This is a genomic window from Phycicoccus sonneratiae (genome assembly GCF_016887965.1).
In the GTDB taxonomy this organism is placed as follows: Bacteria; Actinomycetota; Actinomycetes; order Actinomycetales; family Dermatophilaceae; genus Phycicoccus; species Phycicoccus sonneratiae.
In genome coordinates, this window is the sequence record NZ_JAFDVD010000005.1 from 77276 (window position 1) to 100105 (window position 22830).

General features: G+C 72.4%; 19 protein-coding genes. 9 read left to right on the forward strand and 10 right to left on the reverse strand.

Going from position 1 to position 22830, the window contains the following annotated elements; genetic code table 11:
* Positions 1-29 precede the first annotated feature (29 nt).
* Positions 30-1034, forward strand: a complete 1005-nt coding sequence (locus JQN70_RS03830; RefSeq protein ID WP_204130161.1) for a TerC family protein — start codon at positions 30-32, stop codon at positions 1032-1034.
* A gap of 12 nt (positions 1035-1046) precedes the next feature.
* On the opposite strand, the gene JQN70_RS03835 is transcribed toward JQN70_RS03830, so the two are convergent.
* From JQN70_RS03835 to JQN70_RS03850, 4 genes are read right to left on the reverse strand one after another with little or no spacing between them, the layout of a single operon-like run.
* Positions 1047-1922, reverse strand: a complete 876-nt coding sequence (locus JQN70_RS03835) for an EamA family transporter (protein WP_307835800.1) — start codon at positions 1920-1922, stop codon at positions 1047-1049.
* 16 nt (positions 1923-1938) lie between these two features.
* Positions 1939-2601 carry an MBL fold metallo-hydrolase gene (locus tag JQN70_RS03840; protein ID WP_307835819.1) on the reverse strand — a complete coding sequence of 221 codons (663 nt, stop codon included), beginning with the start codon at positions 2599-2601 and terminating at the stop codon, positions 1939-1941.
* A 5-nt stretch (positions 2602-2606) separates the two neighbouring features.
* Positions 2607-3296, reverse strand: coding sequence for a maleylpyruvate isomerase family mycothiol-dependent enzyme (locus JQN70_RS03845; protein ID WP_204130000.1), 690 nt, complete (start codon positions 3294-3296; stop codon positions 2607-2609).
* Between the two features lie 9 nt (positions 3297-3305).
* Positions 3306-5099: a glycoside hydrolase family 15 protein gene (locus JQN70_RS03850; protein ID WP_204130001.1), complete on the reverse strand. Its 1794-nt coding sequence runs from the start codon at positions 5097-5099 to the stop codon at positions 3306-3308.
* Here JQN70_RS03850 and uvrA point away from each other — a divergent pair.
* Positions 5086-8205: an excinuclease ABC subunit UvrA gene (gene uvrA, locus JQN70_RS03855; RefSeq protein WP_204130002.1), complete on the forward strand. Its 3120-nt coding sequence runs from the start codon at positions 5086-5088 to the stop codon at positions 8203-8205. The genes JQN70_RS03850 and uvrA overlap by 14 nt on opposite strands.
* 3 nt (positions 8206-8208) lie before the next feature.
* Here uvrA and JQN70_RS03860 read toward each other — a convergent pair whose 3' ends face one another.
* From JQN70_RS03860 to JQN70_RS03885, 6 genes are all read right to left on the reverse strand, one after another.
* Entirely contained in the window at positions 8209-9105 is an 897-nt protein-coding gene (locus JQN70_RS03860; RefSeq protein ID WP_204130003.1) for an SCO6745 family protein, read from the reverse strand.
* 20 nt (positions 9106-9125) lie between these two features.
* On the reverse strand, positions 9126-9830 hold the full coding sequence (locus tag JQN70_RS03865) for an ABC transporter ATP-binding protein (protein ID WP_434063743.1): 705 nt from the start codon (positions 9828-9830) through the stop codon (positions 9126-9128).
* Positions 9831-9835: 5 nt separating this feature from the next.
* On the reverse strand, positions 9836-10660 hold the full coding sequence (locus JQN70_RS03870) for an ABC transporter ATP-binding protein (RefSeq protein WP_307835802.1): 825 nt from the start codon (positions 10658-10660) through the stop codon (positions 9836-9838).
* On the reverse strand, positions 10657-12372 hold the full coding sequence (locus tag JQN70_RS03875; RefSeq protein ID WP_204130005.1) for a branched-chain amino acid ABC transporter permease: 1716 nt from the start codon (positions 12370-12372) through the stop codon (positions 10657-10659). Before JQN70_RS03875 ends, JQN70_RS03870 begins: the two co-directional genes overlap by 4 nt.
* Complete coding sequence (locus tag JQN70_RS03880) at positions 12369-13325, reverse strand: branched-chain amino acid ABC transporter permease (RefSeq protein WP_307835803.1); 957 nt, start codon at positions 13323-13325, stop codon at positions 12369-12371. The genes JQN70_RS03875 and JQN70_RS03880 overlap by 4 nt, the downstream gene beginning before the upstream one ends.
* 203 nt (positions 13326-13528) lie before the next feature.
* Positions 13529-14758 (reverse strand): branched-chain amino acid ABC transporter substrate-binding protein, encoded by a 1230-nt coding sequence (locus tag JQN70_RS03885; RefSeq protein WP_204130007.1) that lies wholly within the window; start codon positions 14756-14758, stop codon positions 13529-13531.
* A 262-nt stretch (positions 14759-15020) separates the two neighbouring features.
* Here JQN70_RS03885 and JQN70_RS03890 point away from each other — a divergent pair, with 262 nt between their 5' ends.
* From JQN70_RS03890 to gap, 7 genes are all read left to right on the forward strand, one after another.
* Positions 15021-15491, forward strand: coding sequence for a Rieske (2Fe-2S) protein (locus tag JQN70_RS03890; RefSeq protein WP_204130008.1), 471 nt, complete (start codon positions 15021-15023; stop codon positions 15489-15491).
* A gap of 104 nt (positions 15492-15595) precedes the next feature.
* The gene (locus JQN70_RS03895; RefSeq protein ID WP_204130009.1) at positions 15596-16690 is read left to right on the forward strand and encodes a winged helix DNA-binding domain-containing protein; all 1095 of its coding nucleotides are present in this window, start codon (positions 15596-15598) and stop codon (positions 16688-16690) included.
* Positions 16691-16728: 38 nt separating this feature from the next.
* On the forward strand, positions 16729-18690 hold the full coding sequence (uvrC, locus tag JQN70_RS03900; protein ID WP_204130010.1) for an excinuclease ABC subunit UvrC: 1962 nt from the start codon (positions 16729-16731) through the stop codon (positions 18688-18690).
* A complete protein-coding gene (gene rapZ, locus JQN70_RS03905; RefSeq protein WP_434063740.1) occupies positions 18680-19582 on the forward strand; it encodes an RNase adapter RapZ in 903 nt (300 codons plus the stop codon). Before uvrC ends, rapZ begins: the two co-directional genes overlap by 11 nt.
* Entirely contained in the window at positions 19579-20526 is a 948-nt protein-coding gene (locus JQN70_RS03910) for a gluconeogenesis factor YvcK family protein (protein WP_204130011.1), read from the forward strand. The genes rapZ and JQN70_RS03910 overlap by 4 nt, the downstream gene beginning before the upstream one ends.
* 20 nt (positions 20527-20546) lie before the next feature.
* Positions 20547-21527 (forward strand): DNA-binding protein WhiA, encoded by a 981-nt coding sequence (gene whiA / locus JQN70_RS03915; RefSeq protein WP_204130012.1) that lies wholly within the window; start codon positions 20547-20549, stop codon positions 21525-21527.
* 285 nt (positions 21528-21812) lie between these two features.
* The gene (gene gap / locus JQN70_RS03920) at positions 21813-22817 is read left to right on the forward strand and encodes a type I glyceraldehyde-3-phosphate dehydrogenase (RefSeq protein ID WP_204130013.1); all 1005 of its coding nucleotides are present in this window, start codon (positions 21813-21815) and stop codon (positions 22815-22817) included.
* The last annotated feature ends 13 nt before the right edge of the window (positions 22818-22830 follow it).

A 22830-nucleotide genomic window follows, 5' to 3' on the forward strand; every position in this document is an offset into this window, starting at 1 on the left:
GTTAGGCTGGCGCGGTGCACCCTGCCCTGATGCCGACGGCCACGCCCGACCTCGACCTGGCCCCGTGGGTGTGGTGGGTGACGATCGGCGTCGCCGCGGCCGTCCTCGCCTTCGACGTCGTGATGATCGCCCGCCGGCCGCACCGGCCCTCGACCCGTGAGGTGTCCCTGGCGCTGGCCGTCTACGTCGGCGCGGCCGTCCTCTTCGGGCTCGGGATGTGGCTCTTCGCCGGCGGCCAGCTGGCGGGGGAGTACTTCGCGGGGTGGCTCACCGAGTACTCGCTCTCGGTCGACAACCTCTTCATCTTCCTGCTCATCATGGCCAAGTTCGCGGTGCCCGAGAAGCTCCAGCAGTTCGCGCTGATGGTCGGCATCGTCATCGCGATCATCCTGCGGGGCATCTTCATCGCCGTCGGCGCCGCCGCGATCGACAACTTCAGCTGGGTCTTCTACATCTTCGGCGCCTTCCTCATCTACACCGCCGTCAAGCTCGCCCGGGAGGGGGAGAGCGACGACGACGAGTTCGAGGAGAACCGCTTCATGAAGTTCATGGAGAAGCGCTTCCCGGCAACCAAGGACTACGACGGCACCAAGCTGTTCTCCAAGGAGACCGGCAAGCGCCTGGCCACCCCGCTGTTCTTCGTCATCCTGGCGCTCGGCACCACCGACCTGCTCTTCGCCCTCGACTCGATCCCGGCGATCTACGGTCTGACCCGCGAGCCGTACATCGTGCTCGTCGCCAACCTCTTCGCGCTGATGGGCCTGCGCCAGCTGTACTTCCTCATCGGCGGCCTGCTCAAGAAGCTCATCTACCTGAGCATCGGCCTCGCGGTCCTGCTCGCCTTCATCGGCGTCAAGCTGCTGCTCCACGCGCTGCACACCAACGAGCTGCCGTTCCTCAACGGGGGCGAGAACGTCGACGTCCCGGAGATCCCGATCGCCGTCTCGCTCGGCGCGATCGTCGTCATCCTCGGCGTCACCACGGTCGCCAGCCTCTGGCGCACCCGGCGCCACCCCGAGCTGATCGACGACTGAGCCGCCGGCCGCTCAGGTCGCCGCCGACTCCGCGGGGTCCTTGCGGGCACCGAGCCCGAGGACGAGGGCCGAGGCGGCCACGACGAGCCCCATCCCGAGCAGCTGGGTCGGGTGCAGCCGCTGGCCGAGGACGAGCAGACCGGCCAGCGCCGCGGCCGCGGGCTCGAGGCTGAGGAGGATGCCGAAGACCTGCGCCCGCAGCCGGCGCAGGGCGAGCAGCTCGAGCGAGTACGGAAGCACCGACGAGAGCACGGCGATGCCGAAGCCCTTGGCGAGCACCTCCGGGGTCCACGAGGCGACGCTCCCGAGGCCGAACGGCAGGGTGACGACGGTCGCGAAGACCATGGCCAGCGCGAGCCCCTCGAGCTTCGGGAACTCGGCGCCGGTCCGCCCGGAGAGCACGATGTACGCCGCCCAGAAGCCACCGGCGGTGAGGGCCAAGAGGATCCCCGTCCACTCGAGCTCGGCGAGCGGCACGTCCAGGGCCTCGGAGATGAGGACGACGCCGCCGGCGGCCGCGAGCACCGCGACCCCGTCGAGCACCCGCCGCGACAGGGCGGCCGCCAGCGACAGCGGCCCGATGAACTCGATGGTCACCGCGACGCCGATGGGCAGGTGCGCCAGCGAGCCGTAGAACGCGAAGTTCATCAGCCCGAGCGCGACCCCGAACGCCGCGACCGTCGTCCACGCCCGTCGCGAGTGCCCGCGCCACCGGGGCCGGACGACGAGCAGCAGCAGGGCGGTCGCGAAGAGTAGTCGGATGACGACCGAGCCACCGGCCCCGACGGCCGGCACGAGGGTCGCGGCGAGCGCCCCGCCGAACTGGACCGAGACGATCCCCGCGAGCACGAGCACCGGGGCGGGGACCCGGTCGGCGGCGGACGTCACCGCGTCAGGCTAGCCATCACCATCCGCGGTCCCGCCACTCGTCCAGGTGCGGCCGCTCGTCGGCGAGCCGGCCGTCGTTCCCGTGTCCGGGGTAGAACCACGTCCGGTCGTCGTAGACGTCGAAGACGCGCTCGGTGACGTCGCGGTAGAGGTCCTCGAAGCTCTGCTCGGGGCGCTTGGTGTTGCCGACGCCCCCGGGGAAGAGCGAGTCGCCGGTGAGCAGGTGCGTCGCGCCGTCCGGTGCCGCCCACGCGAGCGCGACCGACCCCGGCGTGTGCCCGCGCAGGTGCACGACGTCGAGGACCAGCTCACCGACGCGCACCGGGTCGCCGTGCCGCAGACGGACGTCCGGGGTGAGCGGCAGGGCGTCCGCGTCGTCGGCGCCCGCGTAGGTGCGCGCCCCGGTGCTGCGGGCGACCTCCTCGAGCGCGCGGACGTGGTCCCAGTGCCGGTGCGTGGTCACGAGGTGGTCGAGCCGGCCGGTGCCCTCGCGGACCAGCGCCAGGCAGCGCTCGGCGTCGTCGGCCGCGTCGACCATCAGCTGCTCGCCGGTGGCCGCGCACGTGAGCAGGTAGACGTTGTTGTGCATGTCCGACACGGCCATCTTGCGGAGCACGAGCGGGCCGAGGTCGCGGACGTCGCTCGGGCCGCCGGGGACCACCTCGCCGGTGTACGACACCGTGCTCACCGCCCCGCCGGGAGCCGGGGGAGCGGGTCGGCGGTGACCCCGTCGGTGAGGCCGCGCGCCAGCCAGCCGAGCAGGGCGGCGCGGTCGCCGGAGACCTCGGCGGTGCCGACGCCCACCGTCCACTCGTCGCCCTCGGAGCTGCGGAGCGTGACGTCCGGGGCGTCGTCGAGGTCGCGGAGCCGGGCCACCTCGTCCTCGAGGAAGAGCGCGAGCAGCTCGGGCTCGAGGTCGGCGAACCCGAACCCGGCGTCGAGGTCGACGTGGTGCCAGGTCAGCTCGCGCACGCGCATGAGCGGGATGTCCGCCGCCCGGCCCCTGATGTCGCCGGGGGTCCGCTCGAGCGGGTGGTCGGCGTGCTCGGGGTGCAACCGGGCCAGCTCAGGCGCCAGCGCCTCGGCGGAGCGCTCGAGGTCGTCAGCGAGCTCGGACGCCGACCGCGCGGCACCGGCCTCGATGTCGGCGTTGCGCTCCTCCCGGCTGCCGTACATCGTGTCGCGGGTGCCGTCGACGGCCGAGCGGACGAGGCGCACCAGGCCGTCGGCGTTGCGCGCGACGTGGCTGGCGACGTGGCCGCGGGTCCAGCCCTCGCAGAGCGACGGCGCCGCGACGTCGTCGAGGCCGCGGGTGGTCGCGACGAGCCGGTCGGTGTGCACGGCGACGAGGGACAGCAGGTCGGGGGAGGCCATGGGCCGACGCTACCGCCGGCCGTCGGCCGCGTCGCCCGCGGCGATCGCGCAGGCCGCGCGCACGAGGGCCAGGTGCGAGAAGGCCTGAGGGAAGTTGCCGAGGAGGAGCCCGGTGCGGGGGTCGTACTCCTCCGAGAGCAGACCGAGGTCGGTGCGGACGTCGAGCAGCCGCTGCATCAGGGCGTGCGCCTCGTCGAGCCGGCCGGTGCGCGCGTAGGCCTCGGCCAGCCAGAACGAGCACGCGAGGAACGGGTTCTCGTCGCCGGTCAGCCCGTCGACGCCGCTCTGGGTGCGGTAGCGCAGGACGAACCCGTCGCGCAGGAGGTCCTCCTCGACCGCCCGGACCGTGCCGAGCACCCGCTCGTCGTCGGCCGGGAGGAAGCCGACGGTCGGGATGAGGAGGAGCGCCGCGTCGACCTCGCGGGTGTCGTAGTGCTGGGTGAACGTGCCGCGTCCGGCGTCGTAGCCCCTCTCGCACACCTCGGCGTGCACGACGTCGCGCAGGGCGCGCCAGCGCTCGACGTCGCCGTCGTGGCCGTCCTCCTCGACGGCGCGCACGGCCCGGTCGAAGGCCGCCCACACCATGACCCGCGAGTGCGTGAAGTGCCGCGGCTCGCCGCGGATCTCCCACAGCCCGTTGTCGCTCTGGTCCCAGTGGTCGGCGAGGTCGTCGACGAGCGCCTTCTGGACCGCCCAGGACTCCGCGGACTCGGCCACCCCCAGCCGACGCGCCTCGTCGAGGGCGATCATCACCTCGCCGAGGACGTCGCTCTGCCGCTGGTCGACCGCGGCGTTCCCGACCCGCACCGGGCGGGACCCCTCGTAGCCGGGCAGGTGGTCGAGCTCGCGCTCGGGCAGCTCGCGCGAGCCGTCGACGGCGTACATGATCTGGAGGTCGGCCGGGTCGCCGGCGACCGCACGCACCAGCCAGTCGCGCCACAGCCGGGTCTCGTCGACGTACCCGCAGGCGAGGAGCGCCTCGAGGGTCAGCGAGGCATCGCGCAGCCAGCAGAACCGGTAGTCCCAGTTGCGCTCGCCGCCGACGTCCTCGGGCAGGCTCGTCGTCGGGGCGGCGACGATGCCACCGCGCAGCTCGTCGGTGAGCAGCCGGAGGACGAGGAGCGACCGGGTGACGGCGTCGCGGTACGGACCGCGGTGCTCGTGCCGGTCGGCCCACTCGTCGAAGTGCCGGACGGTGTCCTCGATGCGGGAGGTGACGTCGAGCGCCTCCGGCACCCCGGACCACGACGGGACCCAGGTCATCGCGAACTCGTACCGCTCCCCGGCCCGCACGGTGAACCGGTCGGCGTGGTGGTGGTCCTCGGGCTCGGGGAGCCGCGTGCCGCGCAGGACGAGCATGTCCGGCCCCGCGACCGCCCGGATGACGGTCTGCCCGTCGGCGTCCTCGACCCGCGAGACCCACGGCAGGACCTTGCCGTAGCCGGTGCGCACGACCCACTGGTGGTCCATCTCGACGGCGCCGTCGAGGCCCTCGACGACCCGGAGCAGGTCGGCGCGGCCGTCGCCGAAGGGCATGAGGTCGGTCACCCTGACCCGCCCCGAGGCCGTCTCGTGGACGGTGTCGAGCACGAAGCTGCTGCCCCGGTAGGTGCGGGTGGCCCGTGCCTCCTCGACCGGGCCGAGGAACCAGCGGCCGTGCTCGTCGGTGCCGAGGAGGGAGGCGAAGCAGGCGGGGGAGTCGAAACGTGGGAGGCAGAGCCAGTCGACGGCCCCGTGCCGGCTCACGAGGGCGGCGCGCTCGGTGTCGCCGAGGAGCGCGTACTCGCCGATGGGGGTGCTCACGTCGCCGACCCTAGACGGCGGACCTGCGAGGAGAGGCCTGTCGGTGAGGACACCTAGAGTGGCCGTCGTGAGTCATGACCACCTCGTCGTCCGCGGTGCCCGCGAGCACAACCTCAAGGACGTCAGCATCGAGCTGCCCCGCGACGCCCTCGTCGTCTTCACCGGTCTGTCCGGGTCGGGCAAGTCCTCGCTGGCCTTCGACACGATCTTCGCGGAGGGCCAGCGGCGCTATGTCGAGTCGCTGTCGGCGTACGCCCGGCAGTTCCTCGGGCAGATGGACAAGCCCGACGTCGACTTCATCGAGGGGCTCTCGCCCGCGGTCTCCATCGACCAGAAGTCGACCAACCGCAACCCGCGCTCCACCGTCGGCACCATCACCGAGGTCTACGACTACCTCCGCCTGCTCTTCGCCCGGGCGGGCCGCCCGCACTGCCCGGTCTGCGGCGAGCCGATCACCCGGCAGAGCCCGCAGCAGATCGTCGACCGGCTCCTCGAGCTCCCCGACCGCACCCGCTTCCAGCTGCTCGCCCCGGTCGTGCGGGCCCGCAAGGGCGAGTACGTCGACCTCTTCGCCGAGCTCCAGGCCAAGGGCTTCTCCCGCGCCCGGGTCGACGGCGAGGTCGTCACCCTCAGCGAGCCGCCGAAGCTCGAGAAGCAGGTCAAGCACACCATCGACGTCGTCGTCGACCGGCTCGTCGCCAAGGGCGCCGCGGACGCCTCGGCCAAGCGCCGGCTCACCGACTCCGTCGAGACCGCGCTCGGCCTGGCCGGCGGGGTGCTCGTCGTCGAGTTCGTCGACCTCGAGGAGGGGCACCCCGACCGCGAGCGCCGGTTCTCCGAGAAGATGGCCTGCCCCAACGACCACCCGCTGCAGATGGACGAGGTCGAGCCGCGCTCGTTCTCGTTCAACAGCCCGTTCGGCGCCTGTCCCGAGTGCACCGGCATCGGCACCGAGCTCGAGGTCGACCCCGACCTCATCGTCCCCGACGACGACCTCAGCCTCGCCGAGGGCGCCATCGCGCCGTGGGCCACCGCGTCCGGCGCCGCCGACTACTTCCAGCGGGTCATGGGCGCCCTCGCCGACGAGCTGGGGTTCTCGATGGACACCCCGTGGCGCGAGCTGCCGAAGAAGGTCCGCGACGCCCTGCTCACCGGGCGCAACCACAAGGTGCACGTCCGCTACCGCAACCGCTTCGGCCGCGAGCGCTCGTACTCCACCGGCTTCGAGGGGGCCATCCCGTTCGTCAAGCGCCGGCACTCCGAGACCGACTCCGACTGGAGCCGCGAGCGGTACGAGGGCTACATGCGCGACGTGCCCTGCCCCGTCTGCAAGGGCGCGCGGCTCAAGCCCGAGTCGCTCGCCGTGCTCATCGGCGGCCGGTCCATCGCCGAGGTCTCCCGGCTGGCCATCGCCGACGCCGCCCGCTTCTTCGAGGACGTCGACTTCACCAGCCGCGAACGGCAGATCGCCGAGCGGGTCATCAAGGAGATCAACGCCCGGCTCGGGTTCCTCCTCGACGTCGGCCTCGACTACCTCAGCCTCGACCGGCCGGCCGGCACCCTGAGCGGCGGCGAGGCCCAGCGCATCCGGCTCGCGACGCAGATCGGGTCCGGGCTCGTCGGCGTGCTCTACGTCCTCGACGAGCCGAGCATCGGGCTGCACCAGCGCGACAACCACCGGCTCATCGAGACCCTCACCCGGCTGCGCGACCTCGGCAACACGCTCATCGTCGTCGAGCACGACGAGGACACCATCGCCACCGCCGACTGGGTCATCGACATCGGGCCGGGTGCCGGCGAGCACGGCGGGCAGGTGGTCCACTCCGGCACCGTCGCCGACCTGCTGACGCACCCCGACTCGATCACCGGCAAGTACCTGTCCGGTCGGCGCGAGATCCCCACGCCGGCCGTCCGGCGCCCGCAGGAGCGGGGGCGCGAGGTCGTCGTCGTCGGGGCCACCGAGCACAACCTCGACTCCGTCACCGTCGGGTTCCCGCTCGGCAACCTCGTCGCCGTCACCGGGGTCTCCGGGTCCGGCAAGAGCACGCTCGTCAACGACATCCTCTACAACGTGCTGGCCAACAAGCTCAACGGCGCCCGGCACGTGCCCGGCCGGCACAAGTCGGTCACCGGGCTCGACCACCTCGACAAGGTCGTCCACGTCGACCAGAGCCCGATCGGCCGCACCCCGCGCTCGAACCCGGCCACGTACACCGGTGTCTTCGACCACATCCGCAAGCTCTTCGCCACCACGGAGGAGGCGAAGGTCCGCGGCTACCAGCCGGGCCGGTTCTCCTTCAACGTCAAGGGCGGCCGCTGCGACGCGTGCTCCGGCGACGGCACGATCAAGATCGAGATGAACTTCCTCCCGGACGTCTACGTCCCCTGCGAGGTCTGCCACGGTGCGCGGTACAACCGCGAGACCCTCGAGGTGCACTTCAAGGGCAGGACGATCGCCGACGTCCTCGACATGCCGATCGAGGAGGCCGCCGACTTCTTCAAGGCCGTGCCCGCCATCGCGCGGCACATGACGACGCTCAACGAGGTCGGGCTCGGCTACGTCCGGCTCGGGCAGCCGGCGCCGACGCTGTCCGGCGGTGAGGCCCAGCGCGTCAAGCTCGCCTCCGAGCTGCAGAAGCGCTCGACCGGTCGCACCGTGTACGTCCTCGACGAGCCGACCACCGGCCTGCACTTCGAGGACATCCGCAAGCTGCTCGGCGTGCTCCAGGGCCTGGTCGACAAGGGCAACACGGTCATCGTCATCGAGCACAACCTCGACGTCATCAAGAGCGCGGACTGGATCGTCGACCTCGGCCCCGAGGGCGGCAGCGGCGGCGGCCGGGTCATCGCCGAGGGGACGCCCGAGGAGGTCGCCGCGCTCGAGGACTCGCACACCGGTCGCTTCCTCGCGCCGGTGCTCGCCAAGACGGCGCGCACGACCACCCCGAAGCGGTCCGGCACGGCGAAGGCCGCGGCGAGCAAGGCCCCGGCGAAGAAGGCGCCCGCGAAGAAGGCCGCCGCGAAGAAGTCGGCGGCCAAGGGCACCTCGACGCGGCGTGAGCCGACCCGCACGACGAAGAAGGCCACCACCCGCAAGGCGGGCTGAGCCTCAGCGGCGGTCGGTCGTGCCCGGGAGCCAGCCGGTGTCGATGACCCGCTTCGCGAAGGGGCGGACGGCCGTCAGCAGCGCCTCGGCGTCCTCGACGCCCACCCACGCCGCGGCAGACGCGTCGTCGGTGGCGTCCTCGAGGTGGTCCCGGAGCCGGCGACCGGCCTCGGTGAGGGCGGGGTCGTCGGTGTCGCGGGCCAGCAGCCCGGCACCGCACAGGGCGTCAATGGCCTCGGCCCACTCCTCGTCGGTCCACTTCCGGGTCGGCTGGAGGAACGGTCGTCCGCGGCTGCCGGCCTCGGCCGGGCGGGTGTCGCGCACCCAGGCGTCGTAGAGGACGAGGGCCTCGAGGGGTCGCAGGCCGGCGCCGGTGAGCACCGCCACGTGGCCGTCGCCGCGCCACTCCCGCCAGAGGGCCGACGCGTGCCACAACGCGAGGTGGGGCGCATCGGGCCAGCCCTGGGCGGCGAACGCCGCGGCGAGCGGACGCCCCCCGGGGTCGAGGGCGTCGAGCACCGGGCGAAGCCGGGCGACGAGGTCGGTGAGCCCGGGGGAGTCGACGGCGTCGCCGAGTGCCTCCCGCAGGCCGAGGTCGAGGCAGCGCGTGCGGACCTCGTCGAGCCCGCCCGGCGTGTGCCGCGAAAGCGCCAGCCCCCACGCCTTGGTCACAGCGGCCGGCCGGAAGCCGTGGAACGTCGCGGCGACGACCTCACCCGGCACCGACCCCAGCGGAGCGGCGCGCATCCCCGTGTAGGCACCGAGCCAGCCGATGCCGAGCTCCTCGCGGGTGGCGTCGACGTGCGGCCCGAAGTACGCGGCCAGGTGGTACGGCTCGAGGGTGCGGTAGGCGAGCCGGGCCAGCGCGCGGGCGCCTTCGTCGTGCCGGAAGGAGGTCATGCCGGCCACCCCAGGTGGGGTCAGTCCTCGCCCAGGTAGGCCTTGCGGACGTCGTCGCTCGCGAGCAGCTCCGAGCCGGTACCGGAGAGGACGATCGTGCCGACCTCGAGCACGTAGCCCTTCGTCGCCCGCTTGAGCGCGGCCTGGGCGTTCTGCTCGACGAGGAGGATCGTCGTGCCCTGCTCCTGGAGCGTCGTCACGGTCGTCATGATCCGCTTCATCATCAGCGGGGACAGCCCCATCGACGGCTCGTCGAGCATGAGCAGCTGGGGCTTGCTCATCATCGCCCGGCCCATGGCGAGCATCTGCTGCTCACCGCCGGAGAAGGTGCCGGCCGGCTGCGCGCGCCGCTCCTGGAGGATGGGGAAGAGCTCGAAGGCCGCGTCGAGGTCGGCGCGGATCCCCTTGTCCTTGCGGGAGAACGCGCCGAGCATGAGGTTCTCCTCGACGCTCAGCTTGGGGAAGATCCGCCGGCCCTCGGGGGAGTGGGCCAGCCCGAGCGAGACGATGTCGTGCGGCGCCACCTTCGTGAGGTCCTGGCCCCTGAACCGGATCGACCCGGACGTCGGGCGCAGGAGACCCGAGATGGTGCGCAGCGTGGTCGTCTTCCCGGCGCCGTTGGTGCCGATGAGCGAGACCACCTCGCCCTCGCCGACCGTGAAGCTGATCCCCTTGACGGCCTTGATCTTGCCGTAGGAGACGACGAGGTCCTTGACCTCCAGGATGTCGCTCACGCGTCCTCCTCCTCGTCGGCGTCGTCGCCGCCGATGTAGGCCTCGATGACCCGGGGGTCGGACTGGACCTCGCCCGGGGTGCCCTCGACGAGCACCGAGCCGCGGACGAGGCAGAGCACCCGGTCGCACAGGTTGAAGATGAACCGCATGTCGTGCTCGATGACGACGACCGCGAGCCCGCTGTCCCTGATCTTGAAGATCAGGTGCATCGTCTCCTCGGTCTCCTTCGGGTTCATGCCGGCGGTCGGCTCGTCGAGGAGCAGGATCTGCGGGTCGGTGGCCAGGGCCCGGGCGATCTCGAGCCGCCGCTGGTCGCCGTACGGCAGGTTGCGGGCCAGCAGCTCGGTGCTCTTGCCGAGCCCGACGTAGTCGAGCAGCTCCTGGGCCCGCTCGCGCGTCGCCGACTCCTCGCGGCGGAACTTCGGCCCGCGCAGGACCGACGTGAGGGCCATCGACGAGGTCCGGCAGTACCGGCCGACCATGACGTTCTCGAGGGCGGTCATGTTGCCGAAGAGCCGGATGTTCTGGAAGGTGCGGGCCATGCCGGCGCGCACCACCTTGAGCGGCTTCGGCGGCAGCTGCTCGCCGGCGAGGGTGACCCGTCCCTCGGTGGGGATGTACATCCCCGTGAGGCAGTTGAAGAAGGTCGTCTTGCCGGCGCCGTTCGGGCCGATGAGCCCGACGATCTCGCCGTCGTGGACGCGCATGCTCACGTCGCCGACGGCGGTCAGGCCGCCGAAGCGCATCGTGACGTTCGCGGCCTCGAGGACGACCCGGTCGCCGATCTCGTGGGCCGCCGGGGCGGGGTCGGTGACGGTCACTTCGCCTCCTCCAGGTGTTCGGTCTGGGCGAGCTGGACGAGTTCCTCGTCGTCCTCGTGGAACTCGAGCTGTCGGCGCTTGCTGGCCACGAGGCCCTCGGGCCGGAACCGCATCATGATGACGAGGAGGAGGCCGAAGAGGAGGAGCCGGTAGTCGGCGGCGTCGCGCAGCTTCTCGGGGAGCAGCTTGAGGATCGTGGCGCCGACGAGGACGCCGGCCACCGTGCCCATGCCGCCGAGGACGACCGCCGCGAGGAGGAAGGCCGACTCGAGGAAGATGTACTGGTCCGGCGTCACCGACGTGTCCTGGTGCGCCTTGATCGTCCCGGCGAGGCCGGCGAGGGCCGCGCCGATCGCGAAGGCGAGCAGCTTGAGGCCGAAGACGTTGACGCCCATGGCCTCCGCCGCGCGCTCGTCCTCGCGGATGGCCACCCAGCCACGGCCGATGCGGCTGTCGTTGAGGCGGCTGAAGACGAGGATGACGAACGCGATGAGCAGGAGCAGCAGGAAGTAGTAGTTGCTGAACCGGCCGAGGGGGATGCCCGCGACGGTGTGCACCTTGCCGAAGTCCCACCCGAAGAAGTTCAGGTCGGGGATGGCCGGGATGCCGTTGGGGCCGTTCGTGAGGTCCGGGCCGTTCGTGCCGTCGAGGTTGAACATCGCGAGCCGGAAGATCTCGCCGAAGCCGAGGGTGACGATGGCGAGGTAGTCGCCGGAGACCCGCAGCGTCGGCGAGCCGATGATCAGGCCGAAGGTCGACGCGACGGCCATCCCACAGAGCATGACGACGAGGAACGGAGGCTTCCACCCGATCGTCGCGAACGTCGACTGCGAGAGCATCGCGCCGACGTAGGCGCCGGTGCCGAGGAAGGCGATGTACCCGAGGTCGAGCAGGCCGGCGAGCCCGACGACGATGTTCAGGCCGAGCGCGGTCGCCGCGAAGATGAGGATCTGCGTGGCGATCGACATGTTGGCGTCCGAGCCGTCCTGGGTGAACGGGAAGAGGAACGCGACGAGGAAGGCCGCGAGCAGCAGCACCCGGCGGTTGTTGCCGCCGACGAACCCGACGTACTCGCCGAAGCCGCTGCCGACGAGGGCGATCGCCACCGACAGGAGGGTGACGAGCAGGCAGACGAAGGTCCACGAGTCGTCGAGGCCGAGGGTGTACGCCGTCGTGAAGAGCAGCACGGCCATGAGCACGACGATGACGAGGATCTCGGCCCAGCCGGGCAGCCGGGGCCAGGTGCGGACGTTCAGCTCGAAGCGCTGCGCCACGAACCCGGCGGCGAAGACGAGCAGCGCCCCGACGAGCGCGACCCACCCGCCCTCGTTGATGTTGATGCTGCCGCCGGCCTGGCGGGCGATCGTCACGAGCGCGACGACGACGAAGACCAGCGAGCCCCAGCCGACCGCGGCGAGACCGCGCCCGGGGTTGAGCCAGCCCGGGCGCCGCCGCAGCAGCACCCCGAGGACGACGGCGACGAGGCCGAGGACCATCGCGTAGATCTGGATGCCCGCCGGGTAGAAGCGGATGCTGATGTCGCCGAGGATCCGGTCGTCGTAGGACCAGGAGAGCAGGCCGCTGACGAGGAGCAGGACGCCGCCGGCGAGGGCCAGCAGCGGTGCCTTGGCGCCGTGCTGCTCGCGCAGCCGGTCGCGCCGGGAGACGTCGGAGTCGTCGAGGACGTCCGGGAGAGCCGTGTTGGTGCTCACGCGCGGTCCACCACCTTCGCGCCGAGGAGGCCTTGGGGTCGGAAGACGAGGACGAGGATGAGGATGGCGAAGGCCCAGACGTCCTTCCAGGAGCTGCCGCCGAACGTGCCGGGGATGAAGCCGATGGCCAGGGCCTCGACGATGCCGAGGGTCAGGCCGCCGAGGACCGCCCCCCAGACGTTGCCGATGCCGCCGAGGACGGCCGCCGTGAAGGCCTTGAGGCCGGCGAGGAAGCCCATCTTGAAGTTGACGTTCGTGACCTGCAGGCCCTGCGCGATGCCGGCGATGGCGGCGAGCGTGGCGCCGATGACGAACGCGACGACGATGATCCGGTCGACGTTGATGCCCATGAGGCGGGCGGTGTCGGGGTCCTGCGAGACGGCCTGCATCGCGCGGCCGGTTTTGGTGCGCGAGACGAAGTAGAAGAGGCCGGCGGCGCAGATGACGAGCGCACCGACCGTGAAGATCGTCGAGCGCTGGATGGTCAGCCCGAAGGGCGTCCACGCGTCACCGGACACCACGGCGATCTTGGGGAACGGCACCTTCTGCTTGGCGTCCGGGAAGCCCGGGATCTTGCCGTACAGCAGGCGCACCGCCTCCTGGAGGAAGACCGAGATGCCGATGGCCGTGATGAGGGGCGCGAGCCGGGGGGCGTTGCGCAGCGGGCGGTAGGCGATGCGCTCCATGAGGACCGCGATGGCCACCGACGCCGCGACCGCCCCGAGGATGAGCACCGGGAGCGCCCAGAACGGGAGCACCTGGCCCTCGTCGACGTAGCTGCGGAAGAACAGGAGCGCGGTGCTGAGCGCGCCGAACGCGCCCACCATGAAGATCTCGCCGTGGGCGAAGTTGATCAGCTGGATGATCCCGTAGACCACGGTGTAGCCCACCGCGATGAGGGCGTACAGCGATCCCAGGGTCAGCCCGTTCACGAGCTGCTGGGCTAGTTCCACCACGGCCTCCTGGACGTGTCGTACCGGCTGGCTGGCTGGGGGGAGAGTAGCGGGTGACCTGCGCCACGGGAACCTGCCACACGGCAGGGGCGTGTCGGGCCCGTGGCCGGGGGCCGCCGGGTCCGCGGAGCACGGACGGCGGGGGTGGTCTCCTCGACCACCCCCGCCGTCGGGGTGCTCACGGCATCAGCCGCTCGCGAGGGTTACTTGAACTCCTCCGTGTTGACCGGGGCCCACGCGCCGTCCTTGACCTGGTAGACGGTGAGGACCCGCGAGGTGGTGTCGCCGTACTCGTCGAAGGCGACCTTGCCGGTGACGCCGTCGAACGAGACCGAGCTCATCGCCTGGACGGTCGCCTGACGGGCCGCCTCGGCGGAGTCGGCGTCCTTGAGCGAGGTCTTGAGCGCGTTGATGATCGCGTTGGCCGCGTCGTAGGCGTACGCGCCGTAGGCCTCGTAGGGCTCGGAGTACTTGGCGGCGTCGTACGCGGAGACGAACGACTTGGCCGACTCGAGCTGGTCGGTGGGGGCACCGACCGAGGTGGCGAGGTCGCCGGTGGCCGTGGAGCCCGCGAGCTTGACGTACTCACCGGAGAAGATGCCGTCGCCGCCCATGAGCGGGACGTTCAGGCCGGCGGCCTTCATCTGCTGCGAGAACGGACCCGCCTGCGGGAACTCGCCGCCGTAGTAGACGGCCTTCGGGTTCGAGGGCTTGATCTTCGAGATGACGGCGTCGTACTTGTCGTCGTCCGGGTTGATCGTCTGCGCCGAGACGACCTTGCCGCCGAGCTTCGTGTACTCCTTCGTGAAGGCGTCGACGAGGCCCTGGCCGTAGGTCTTCTTGTCGTGGACCGTCGCGACCTCCTTGATGCCCGCCTTCTCGAAGAGGTAGCGCGCCGCGAACGGGCCCTGGATCGAGTCGGTGGTGCAGGTGCGGAAGTAGGTCGGGTACGCCCGCTTCGGCGCGGTGGCGAAGTCGGCGCCCTGGGTGAGCGACGGGTTGGTGTTCGCCGGGGAGACCTGGGTGATGTTCGCTGCGGCGAGCACCGGCTGGACGCTCTGGGCGACCGAGCTGTTGAGCGTGCCGACGACACCGACGACCTCCTTGTCGGAGGCCAGCTTCGTCGCGGCGTTCTTGCCGACGTCGGGGGTGGCCTGGTCGTCCTCGGCGGCGAGCTCGAGCTTCCAGCCCGGGATCGCGTTGGACTCGTTGGCCTGCTTGATGGCGAGGTCGACGGAGTGCTCGATGCCCTTGCCGAGGGCGGCGAGGTCGCCGGAGAGGGGCGCGATGACGCCGATCTTGGCGACCTTCGAGTCGCCGGAACCGCCGCCGGTGTCGCCGCCGTCGTCGCCGCCGCGCGTACCGCAACCGGTGAGCGCGAGCGAGGCGACGAGCAGGGAGGCGCCAACGGCGACCACGGAACGCTGAGGCACGTTTCCTCCTGGGAGTGTCAGATGTGGGAGCGGACGCTCCCGCCCGCTGTCGCGAGCACCTGCGGAGAGTAACCGTGGATCGGCCGGGAACCGAGGACCTCCCTCGGGATGGTGCCGACTTGTTACCTGCGGATTCGCCCTGCGCAACCCCTCCGGGTGTACGGCGGGTGGACCTCCGGACAGCGTCCGGGTGTCCACAGGCGACGTCCAGCCGGGCCCGCGATACTTTCGGTGACCCGTCACCGGAGCGAGAGGCACCCCGATGAGCACCGAGAACACCACCCCGTCCGTTCCCGAGTGCGCCTGCCTCAGCCGGCGCCAGACGCTGCGGGCCGCGGGCGCGGGTGTCGCGGTGGTCGCCGGCGCGAGCACGCTCGCCGCGTGCGGGGCCGCCGACGACGTCCAGGACGCCGCGAGCTCGGCGGCCGGTGCCGCGAGCTCGGCCGCGTCCGAGGCCATCAAGGCCGCCGACATCCCGGTCGGCGGCGGCAAGGTCTTCGAGTCGCTCCAGACCGTCGTCACCCAGCCGACCGCGGGGGAGTACAAGGCCTTCTCCTCGGTGTGCACCCACCAGGGCTGCCAGGTCGGGTCGGTCGCCGACGGCGTCATCACCTGCCCGTGCCACGGCAGCCAGTTCGACGCGGCCACCGGCGAGGTGAAGCAGGGCCCCGCGACCAAGGCCCTGCCGGCCAAGTCCGTCACGGTCAGCGGGGACGGCCTCTCCGTCTCCTGAGCCGCGCGCAGCCGGCCCCGGCCCGCCACGTCGACGACGACGAGCGGCGGGCCCGGCTGGCGCGCCGTCAGGGGCTTGCCCACGGCGCGGGGTTCGCGGACCCGGTGGCCGCGGCCGACGCCCTCGCGGGGCTGCACGCCACCGAGCCGGCCACGGTCCACCTCGCGGCGTGGGCCCGGGTGCCGGGCACCACGGTCGGTGCCGTCGAGGACGCGCTGTACCGCCGCCGCGACCTCGTCAAGCAGACGGCGATGCGCCAGACCCTCTTCGCGTGGCCCCGCAGCCTCCTGCCGGCGGTCCTCGGCGGGCCCTCGGCACGCGTCGCCGACTCGATCGGCCGGCGGGTGGCCCGCGACCTGGAGTCCTCCGGGGTGACCACCGACGGCGGGGGATGGCTGGGCGCCGCCGCCGACGAGGTGGTCGACGCGCTCGGAACCGCCGAGCTCACCGCCCCCGAGCTGCGGGCCGCCCTGCCCCACCTCGACGTGACGATCGACCGGTCACCGGGCACGAAATGGGGCGCCTCGGTCCCGGTGCTCCCGCAGGTGCTCTGGGTGCTCACCGCGCGGGGCCGGGTCGTGCGGGCGGGCAACGCGGGCCACTGGCGGCTGTCGAAGCCGCGGTACGCCACGGCCGAGGCGTGGTTCGGCGAGGTGCCCGCGCCGCTCGACGGTCGCGCCGCCCACGCCGAGATCATCGGCCGCTGGCTGCGCGCGTTCGGTCCCGGCACGGAGGACGACCTGCGCTGGTGGCTGGGCGGCACGCTCGGGACGGTCCGCGCCGCGTTGGGTGACCTCGGGGCGGTGCCGGTCGGCCTCGACGGCACCGACGACGTGGGCTGGCTGCTGCCGGACGACCTCGACCCGGTCGACGCCCCGGACCCGTGGGCCGCCCTCCTGCCGACCCTCGACCCCACGGTCATGGGGTGGCGGGGTCGTGGCTCCTACCTCGGCGGCCACGGTCCGGCCCTCGTCGACACGGCCGGCAACGCGGGGACGACGGCCTGGTGGGACGGGCGCGTCGTCGGGTGCTGGGTGCAGGGCGAGGACGCCCGGGTGCGCATCGGGCTGCTCGACCGGCTCCCGGCCGCGGCCCGCCGGGCGCTCGACGCCGAGGCCGAGCGGCTCACGACCTGGCTCGACGGGGTCCGGGTGACGACCCTCTACGTCTCGCCGGCGATGAGGGAGGCCGCGGGGTAGGGGCCCGACCTGTCGGGGGAGCGGCCTAGGGTGGAGCGGTGGCCGACCCCTCGACGTACCGCCCCCGGCCGGGCGAGATCCCCACCGACCCCGGGGTGTACCGCTTCCGCGACAAGGAGGGGCGGGTCATCTACGTCGGGAAGGCCAAGAGCCTGCGCCCGCGGCTGTCCTCCTACTTCCAGGACGTCTCGGCCCTGCACCACCGCACGGCCACGATGGTGCGCACCGGCGCGAGCGTCGAGTGGACCGTCGTCTCCACCGAGGTCGAGGCCCTCCAGCTCGAGTACGCGTGGATCAAGGAGTTCGACCCCCGCTTCAACGTCAAGTACCGCGACGACAAGTCCTACCCCTACCTCGCGGTGACGATGGGCGAGGAGTTCCCGCGCGCCATGGTCATGCGCGGCGCGAAGAAGAAGGGCACCCGGTACTTCGGGCCGTACGCGCACGCGTGGGCCATCCGCGAGACCCTCGACCTCGCGATGCGGGTGTTCCCGATGCGCACCTGTTCCGCGGGCGTCTTCAAGCGGGCCGGCCAGGTGGGGCGGCCCTGCCTCCTCGGGTACATCGACAAGTGCAGCGCCCCGTGCGTCGGGCGGGTCGACGCCGCGCACCACCGCGACATCGCCGAGGACTTCTGCGACTTCATGGCCGGCAACAGCGGCCGGTTCCTCACCCGGATGACCACCGAGATGAAGGCCGCGGCCACCGAGCTCGACTTCGAGCGGGCGGCCCGGATCCGCGACGACATCGGCGCCCTCGAACGCGTCCTCGAGAAGTCGGCCGTCGTGCTGCCGGACGCCACCGACGCCGACGTCTTCGGCCTCGCCGAGGACGAGCTCGAGGTCGCCGTCCAGCTCTTCCACGTACGCGGCGGACGGGTCCGCGGCCAGCGCGGCTGGGTCGCCGAGCGCGACGCCGAGACCACGGCCGAGGTCGTCGAGCACCTGCTGCAGCAGGTCTACGGCGGCGAGTCGCGCGAGGGCGTGCCGCGCGAGGTGCTCGTCCCCGTGCTGCCCGACGACGCCGAGGCGCTCCAGGCGTGGCTCGGGGGCATCCGCAGGAGCCGGGTCGAGGTCCGCGTGCCGCAGCGCGGCGACAAGCGCACCCTCATGGAGACGGTGGCGCGCAACGCGACCCAGAGTCTGGCCCGCCACAAGGTGGCCCGCGCCGGCGACCTCACGACCCGCAGCCAGGCGCTCCAGCAGCTCCAGGACCACCTCGACCTCGACGACGCCCCGCTGCGCATCGAGTGCTTCGACATCAGCCACGTCCAGGGCACCCAGGTCGTCGGGTCGATGGTCGTCTTCGAGGACGGCCTGCCCCGCAAGTCCGAGTACCGGCGGTTCATCGTCCGCGGCGACGAGACCGGCGCCACCGACGACACCGCGGCGATGCACGAGGTGCTCACGCGTCGCTTCCGCCGCGGCCGCAAGGAGCAGGAGGAGCGCGAGCAGGAGGTCGCCGAGGGGCGCGAGCGGCCGGCCCGGTTCGCGTACACGCCGAACCTCGTCGTCGTCGACGGCGGTCTGCCGCAGGTGAATGCAGCGGCCCGGGCGCTCGAGGACGCCGGGGCGGTCGACGTCGCGGTCGTCGGTCTCGCCAAGCGGCTCGAGGAGGTGTGGGTGCCGGGGGAGGAGCACCCGCTCGTCCTGCCGCGCACGAGCGAGGGCCTCTACCTCCTCCAGCGGCTGCGCGACGAGGCCCACCGCTTCGCCATCACCTTCCACCGCCAGCGCCGGAGCAAGGCGATGACCCAGAGCGCCCTCGACGCCGTCCCCGGGCTCGGCGAGAAGCGGCGCAAGGCGCTGCTGCGCGAGTTCGGGTCGGTCAAGCGGATCCGGGCCGCCTCGGTCGACGAGCTCGCGGGCGTTCCGGGCATCGGGCCTGCGCTCGCGGCCGTCGTTGCGGCAGAGTTGGGTTCGGCCGACCCGGGCACCCCGGCGGTCGACCCCGCCACCGGCGAGGTCATCGAGGTCGACGAGGGAGCGCGTGGTGGCTGACGACGACACGACGGAGCGTCCGGCGAGGGCGGACTTCCTCGTCGTCACCGGCATGAGCGGGGCCGGTCGCTCGACCGCGGCCAACGTCCTCGAGGACCACGGTTGGTACGTCGTCGACAACCTCCCGCCGCAGCTCATCCCGGCGATGGGCGTGCTCGCGTCGCGGGCGCGCGAGGAGGGCGCCGCGGACCTGCGCATCGCCGCGGTCGTCGACGTCCGGGCCCGCCCGTTCACCGGCGAGCTGCGCGACCACATCGCCTCGGTGCGCGAGCACGGCTGGCACCCGCAGCTGATGTTCCTCGACGCCACCGACGAGGCGCTCGTGCGCCGGTTCGAGAGCGTCCGCCGGCCGCACCCGCTGCAGCGCGACGGCCGGCTGCTCGACGGCATCCAGACCGAGCGCGAGCTGCTGCGCGACCTGCGGGCCGACGCCCACGTCGTCATCGACACCTCGGGCCTCAACGTCCACCAGCTCGCGCGCAAGCTGACGCCCATCGTCGGCGTCACCGGCGGCCCGAGCCTGCGCCTCGCCGTGATGTCGTTCGGGTTCAAGTACGGCGTGCCGCTCGACGCCGACTTCGTCCTCGACATGCGGTTCCTGCCCAACCCGTTCTGGGTCCCCGAGCTGCGTCCGCTCACCGGGGTCGACGCGCCGGTCGCCGAGTACGTCATGGCCCAGGAGGGGGCGGGGTCCTTCGTCGACCGCACCGTGGCGCTCATGGAGCCGGTCACCGCGGGCTACCTGCGCGAGGGCCGGCGCTACGCGACCGTCGCCGTCGGCTGCACGGGCGGCAAGCACCGCTCGGTCGCCGTGGCCGAGGCGCTCTCGCGCCGGCTCGTCGGCGACGACATCGCGACCTTCGTCGTCCACCGCGACCTGGGGCGCGAGTGAGCGGGCCGGTCGTCACCGCGCTCGGCGGCGGCCACGGCCTCGCCGCCACGCTCGGCGCGCTGCGCTTCGTCACCGACGAGATCACCGCGGTCGTCACCGTCGCCGACGACGGCGGCTCGAGCGGCCGGCTGCGCGAGGAGTTCGGCGTCCTGCCGCCCGGCGACCTGCGGATGGCCCTCGCCGCCCTGTGCAGCGACTCCGAGTGGGGGCACACCTGGCGCGACGTCCTCCAGCACCGGTTCGCCGGTGAGGGCCCGCTCGGCGGGCACGCCCTCGGCAACCTGCTCATCGTCGCGCTCTGGGAGCTGCACGACGACCCGGTCGCCGGGCTCGACCTCGTCGGCCGGCTGCTCCAGGCCCGGGGGCGGGTGCTGCCGATGGCCGCCGTGCCGCTCGACATCGAGGCCGACGTCAGCGGCCTCGGGTCCGGCGGGCTGACGACCGTCCGGGGGCAGGCCGAGGTCGCGGTCACCCCCGGCACCGTCGAGGAGGTGCGCCTCGTCCCGGCCGACCCGCCCGCCTACCCGGAGTCGGTCGCCGCCATCCGCAGCGCCGACTGGGTGGTCCTCGGCCCCGGGTCCTGGTTCACCTCGGTGATGACCCACCTGCTGGTGCCCGAGGTGCGCGAGGCCCTCGAGGTCAGCCGCGCGCGTCGCCTGCTCGTCCTCAACCTCGACCCCGGGTCCGGCGAGACGGCCGGCTTCGACGCCGTGCGCCACCTCGAGTCCTTCGCCGCCCTCGCGCCCGGCCTGCGGCTCGACGGCGTGCTCGCCGACCCGGCCGCCGTCGACGACGAGGCGGGCCTCACGGCGGCGGCGGCCCGGCTGGGCGCCGAGCTCCACGTCGTCCCGGTGAGCACCCGCAGCGCCCCCGGCCAGCACGACCCACTGCGCTACGCGGCGGCCCTGAGGGACATCCTGTACAGCCCGCGACCCACCCCGTGACGCGTGGCAGGATGACCGGCATGGCGATGACGGCGAAGGTGAAGGACGAGCTGTCGCGGCACGTCGTGACCAAGCCCTGTTGCCGCAAGGCCGAGGTCGCGGCGATGCTGCGGTTCGCCGGGGGGCTGCACATCATCGGGGGGCGCATCGTCGTCGAGGCCGAGCTGGACACCGCGAACGCGGCCCGGCGGCTGCGGCGCGAGCTCGCCGAGGTGTACGGGCACACCCCCGAGGTCCTCGTCCTCGCGGCCGGCGGGCTGCGCAAGGGGAGCCGGTACGTCGTCCGGGTCGTCCAGGACGGCGAGGCGCTGGCCCGGCAGACCGGGCTCATCGACAGCCGCGGCCGCCCGGTGCGCGGCCTGCCGGCGAAGGTCGTCAGCGGGTCGGTGTGCGACGCCGAGGCCGCCTGGCGAGGTGCCTTCCTCGCCCACGGCTCGCTCACCGAGCCGGGTCGCTCCTCGGCCCTCGAGGTCACCTGCCCCGGTCCGGAGGCCGCCCTCGCGCTCGTCGGGGCCGCGCGCCGGCTCGGCATCCAGTCCAAGGCCCGCGAGGTCCGCGGCGTCGACCGCGTCGTCATCCGCGACGGCGACGCCATCGGCGCGATGCTCACCCGGCTCGGTGCCCACGACGCCGTGCTCGCGTGGGAGGAGCGCCGCATCCGCCGCGAGGTGCGGGCCACCGCCAACCGGCTGGCCAACTTCGACGACGCCAACCTGCGCCGGTCGGCGCGCGCGGCCGTTGCCGCCGGGGCGCGGGTCGAGCGGGCCCTGGAGATCCTCGGCGAGGAGGTGCCCGACCACCTCAAGGAGGCCGGCGAGCTGCGGCTCACCCACAAGCAGGCCTCCCTCGAGGAGCTCGGCACGCTCGCCGACCCGCCGATGACCAAGGACGCCGTCGCCGGCCGGATCCGCCGGCTGCTCGCGATGGCCGACAAGCGGGCCCAGGACGAGGGCATCCCCGACACCGAGGCCGTGCTCACCCCGGACATGCTCGAGGGCTGACCGTCCGCCGTCGCGGGTCGAGGTGAAAGGCGACCCGCAGACGGTCGGGTTTCACCTCGACCGCCGGGGGTGTCGCTGGGTCGAGGTGAAAGGCGACCTGCAGACAGTCGGGTTTCACCTCGACCGAGGCGCTCGGCGTCTCACGCGCGGCCCTGCGTAAACGGTTACTCGCCCGTACGGTGGACGGCTGCAGGGGCGATCGGGGCGGGGTCTAGGGTTGGTGCCGGAACCACGGTGCCGAGCGGCTCCGCACGGCACATCCCCCTCCACTGGAAGGCACGCACAGTGACCGTTCGCGTAGGCATCAACGGCTTCGGCCGCATCGGCCGCAACTTCTTCCGCGCCGTGCAGGCGTCGGGGGCCGACATCGAGATCGTCGCCGCCAACGACCTGATGGACAACAAGACCATCGCCCACCTGCTGAAGTACGACTCGGTCCTCGGCGTCCTCGCCGACGACGTCTCGTACACCGACGACTCGATCACCGTCGGCGGCACGACCATCAAGATCTTCGCCGAGCGCAACCCCGCCGACATCGCCTGGGGCGAGGCCGGCGCCGACGTCGTCGTCGAGTCCACCGGCATCTTCACCGACGCCACGAAGGCCCACGCCCACATCGACGGCGGCGCGAAGAAGGTCATCATCTCGGCCCCGGCCTCCAACGAGGACGCCACCTTCGTCATGGGGGTCAACCACACCGACTACGACCCGGAGAAGCACCACGTCATCTCCAACGCGTCGTGCACGACGAACTGCCTCGCGCCGATGGCCAAGCCGCTCCACGACGAGCTCGGCATCGTCAAGGGCCTCATGACGACGATCCACGCGTACACCTCGGACCAGAACCTCCTCGACGGCCCGCACCGCGACCTGCGCCGTGCCCGCGCCGCCGCCCTGTCGATCATCCCGACGAGCACCGGCGCCGCGAAGGCCATCGGCCTCGTCATGCCCGAGCTCAAGGGCAAGCTCGACGGCTACGCGCTGCGCGTGCCGACCCCTACCGGCTCGGCGACCGACCTCACCTTCGAGGCCGGCCGCGAGACGACGGTCGAGGAGGTCAACGCGATCGTCAAGGCGGCCGCCGAGGGCCCGCTCAAGGGCTTCCTCAAGTACACCGAGGACCCGATCGTCTCCGCCGACATCGTCACCGACCCGAGCTCGTGCATCTTCGACTCGGGCCTGACCAAGGTCATCGGCAACCAGGTCAAGGTCGTCGGCTGGTACGACAACGAGTGGGGCTACTCCAACCGCCTCATCGACCTCGTCGTGCACGTCGGCGCGAGCCTCTGAGCGCGGGGGACCG

Excerpts from the sequence above, each read along its gene's own strand:
- whiA (WP_204130012.1), top strand. The coding sequence starts at position 20,547 with ATGGCGATGACGGCGAAGGTGAAGGACGAGCTGTCGCGGCACGTCGTG.
- JQN70_RS03890 (WP_204130008.1), top strand. The coding sequence starts at position 15,021 with ATGAGCACCGAGAACACCACCCCGTCCGTTCCCGAGTGCGCCTGCCTC.
- JQN70_RS03860 (WP_204130003.1), bottom strand. The coding sequence starts at position 9,105 with ATGACCTCCTTCCGGCACGACGAAGGCGCCCGCGCGCTGGCCCGGCTC.
- uvrA (WP_204130002.1), top strand. The coding sequence starts at position 5,086 with ATGGGGGTGCTCACGTCGCCGACCCTAGACGGCGGACCTGCGAGGAGA.
- JQN70_RS03830 (WP_204130161.1), top strand. The coding sequence starts at position 30 with ATGCCGACGGCCACGCCCGACCTCGACCTGGCCCCGTGGGTGTGGTGG.
- JQN70_RS03845 (WP_204130000.1), bottom strand. The coding sequence starts at position 3,296 with ATGGCCTCCCCCGACCTGCTGTCCCTCGTCGCCGTGCACACCGACCGG.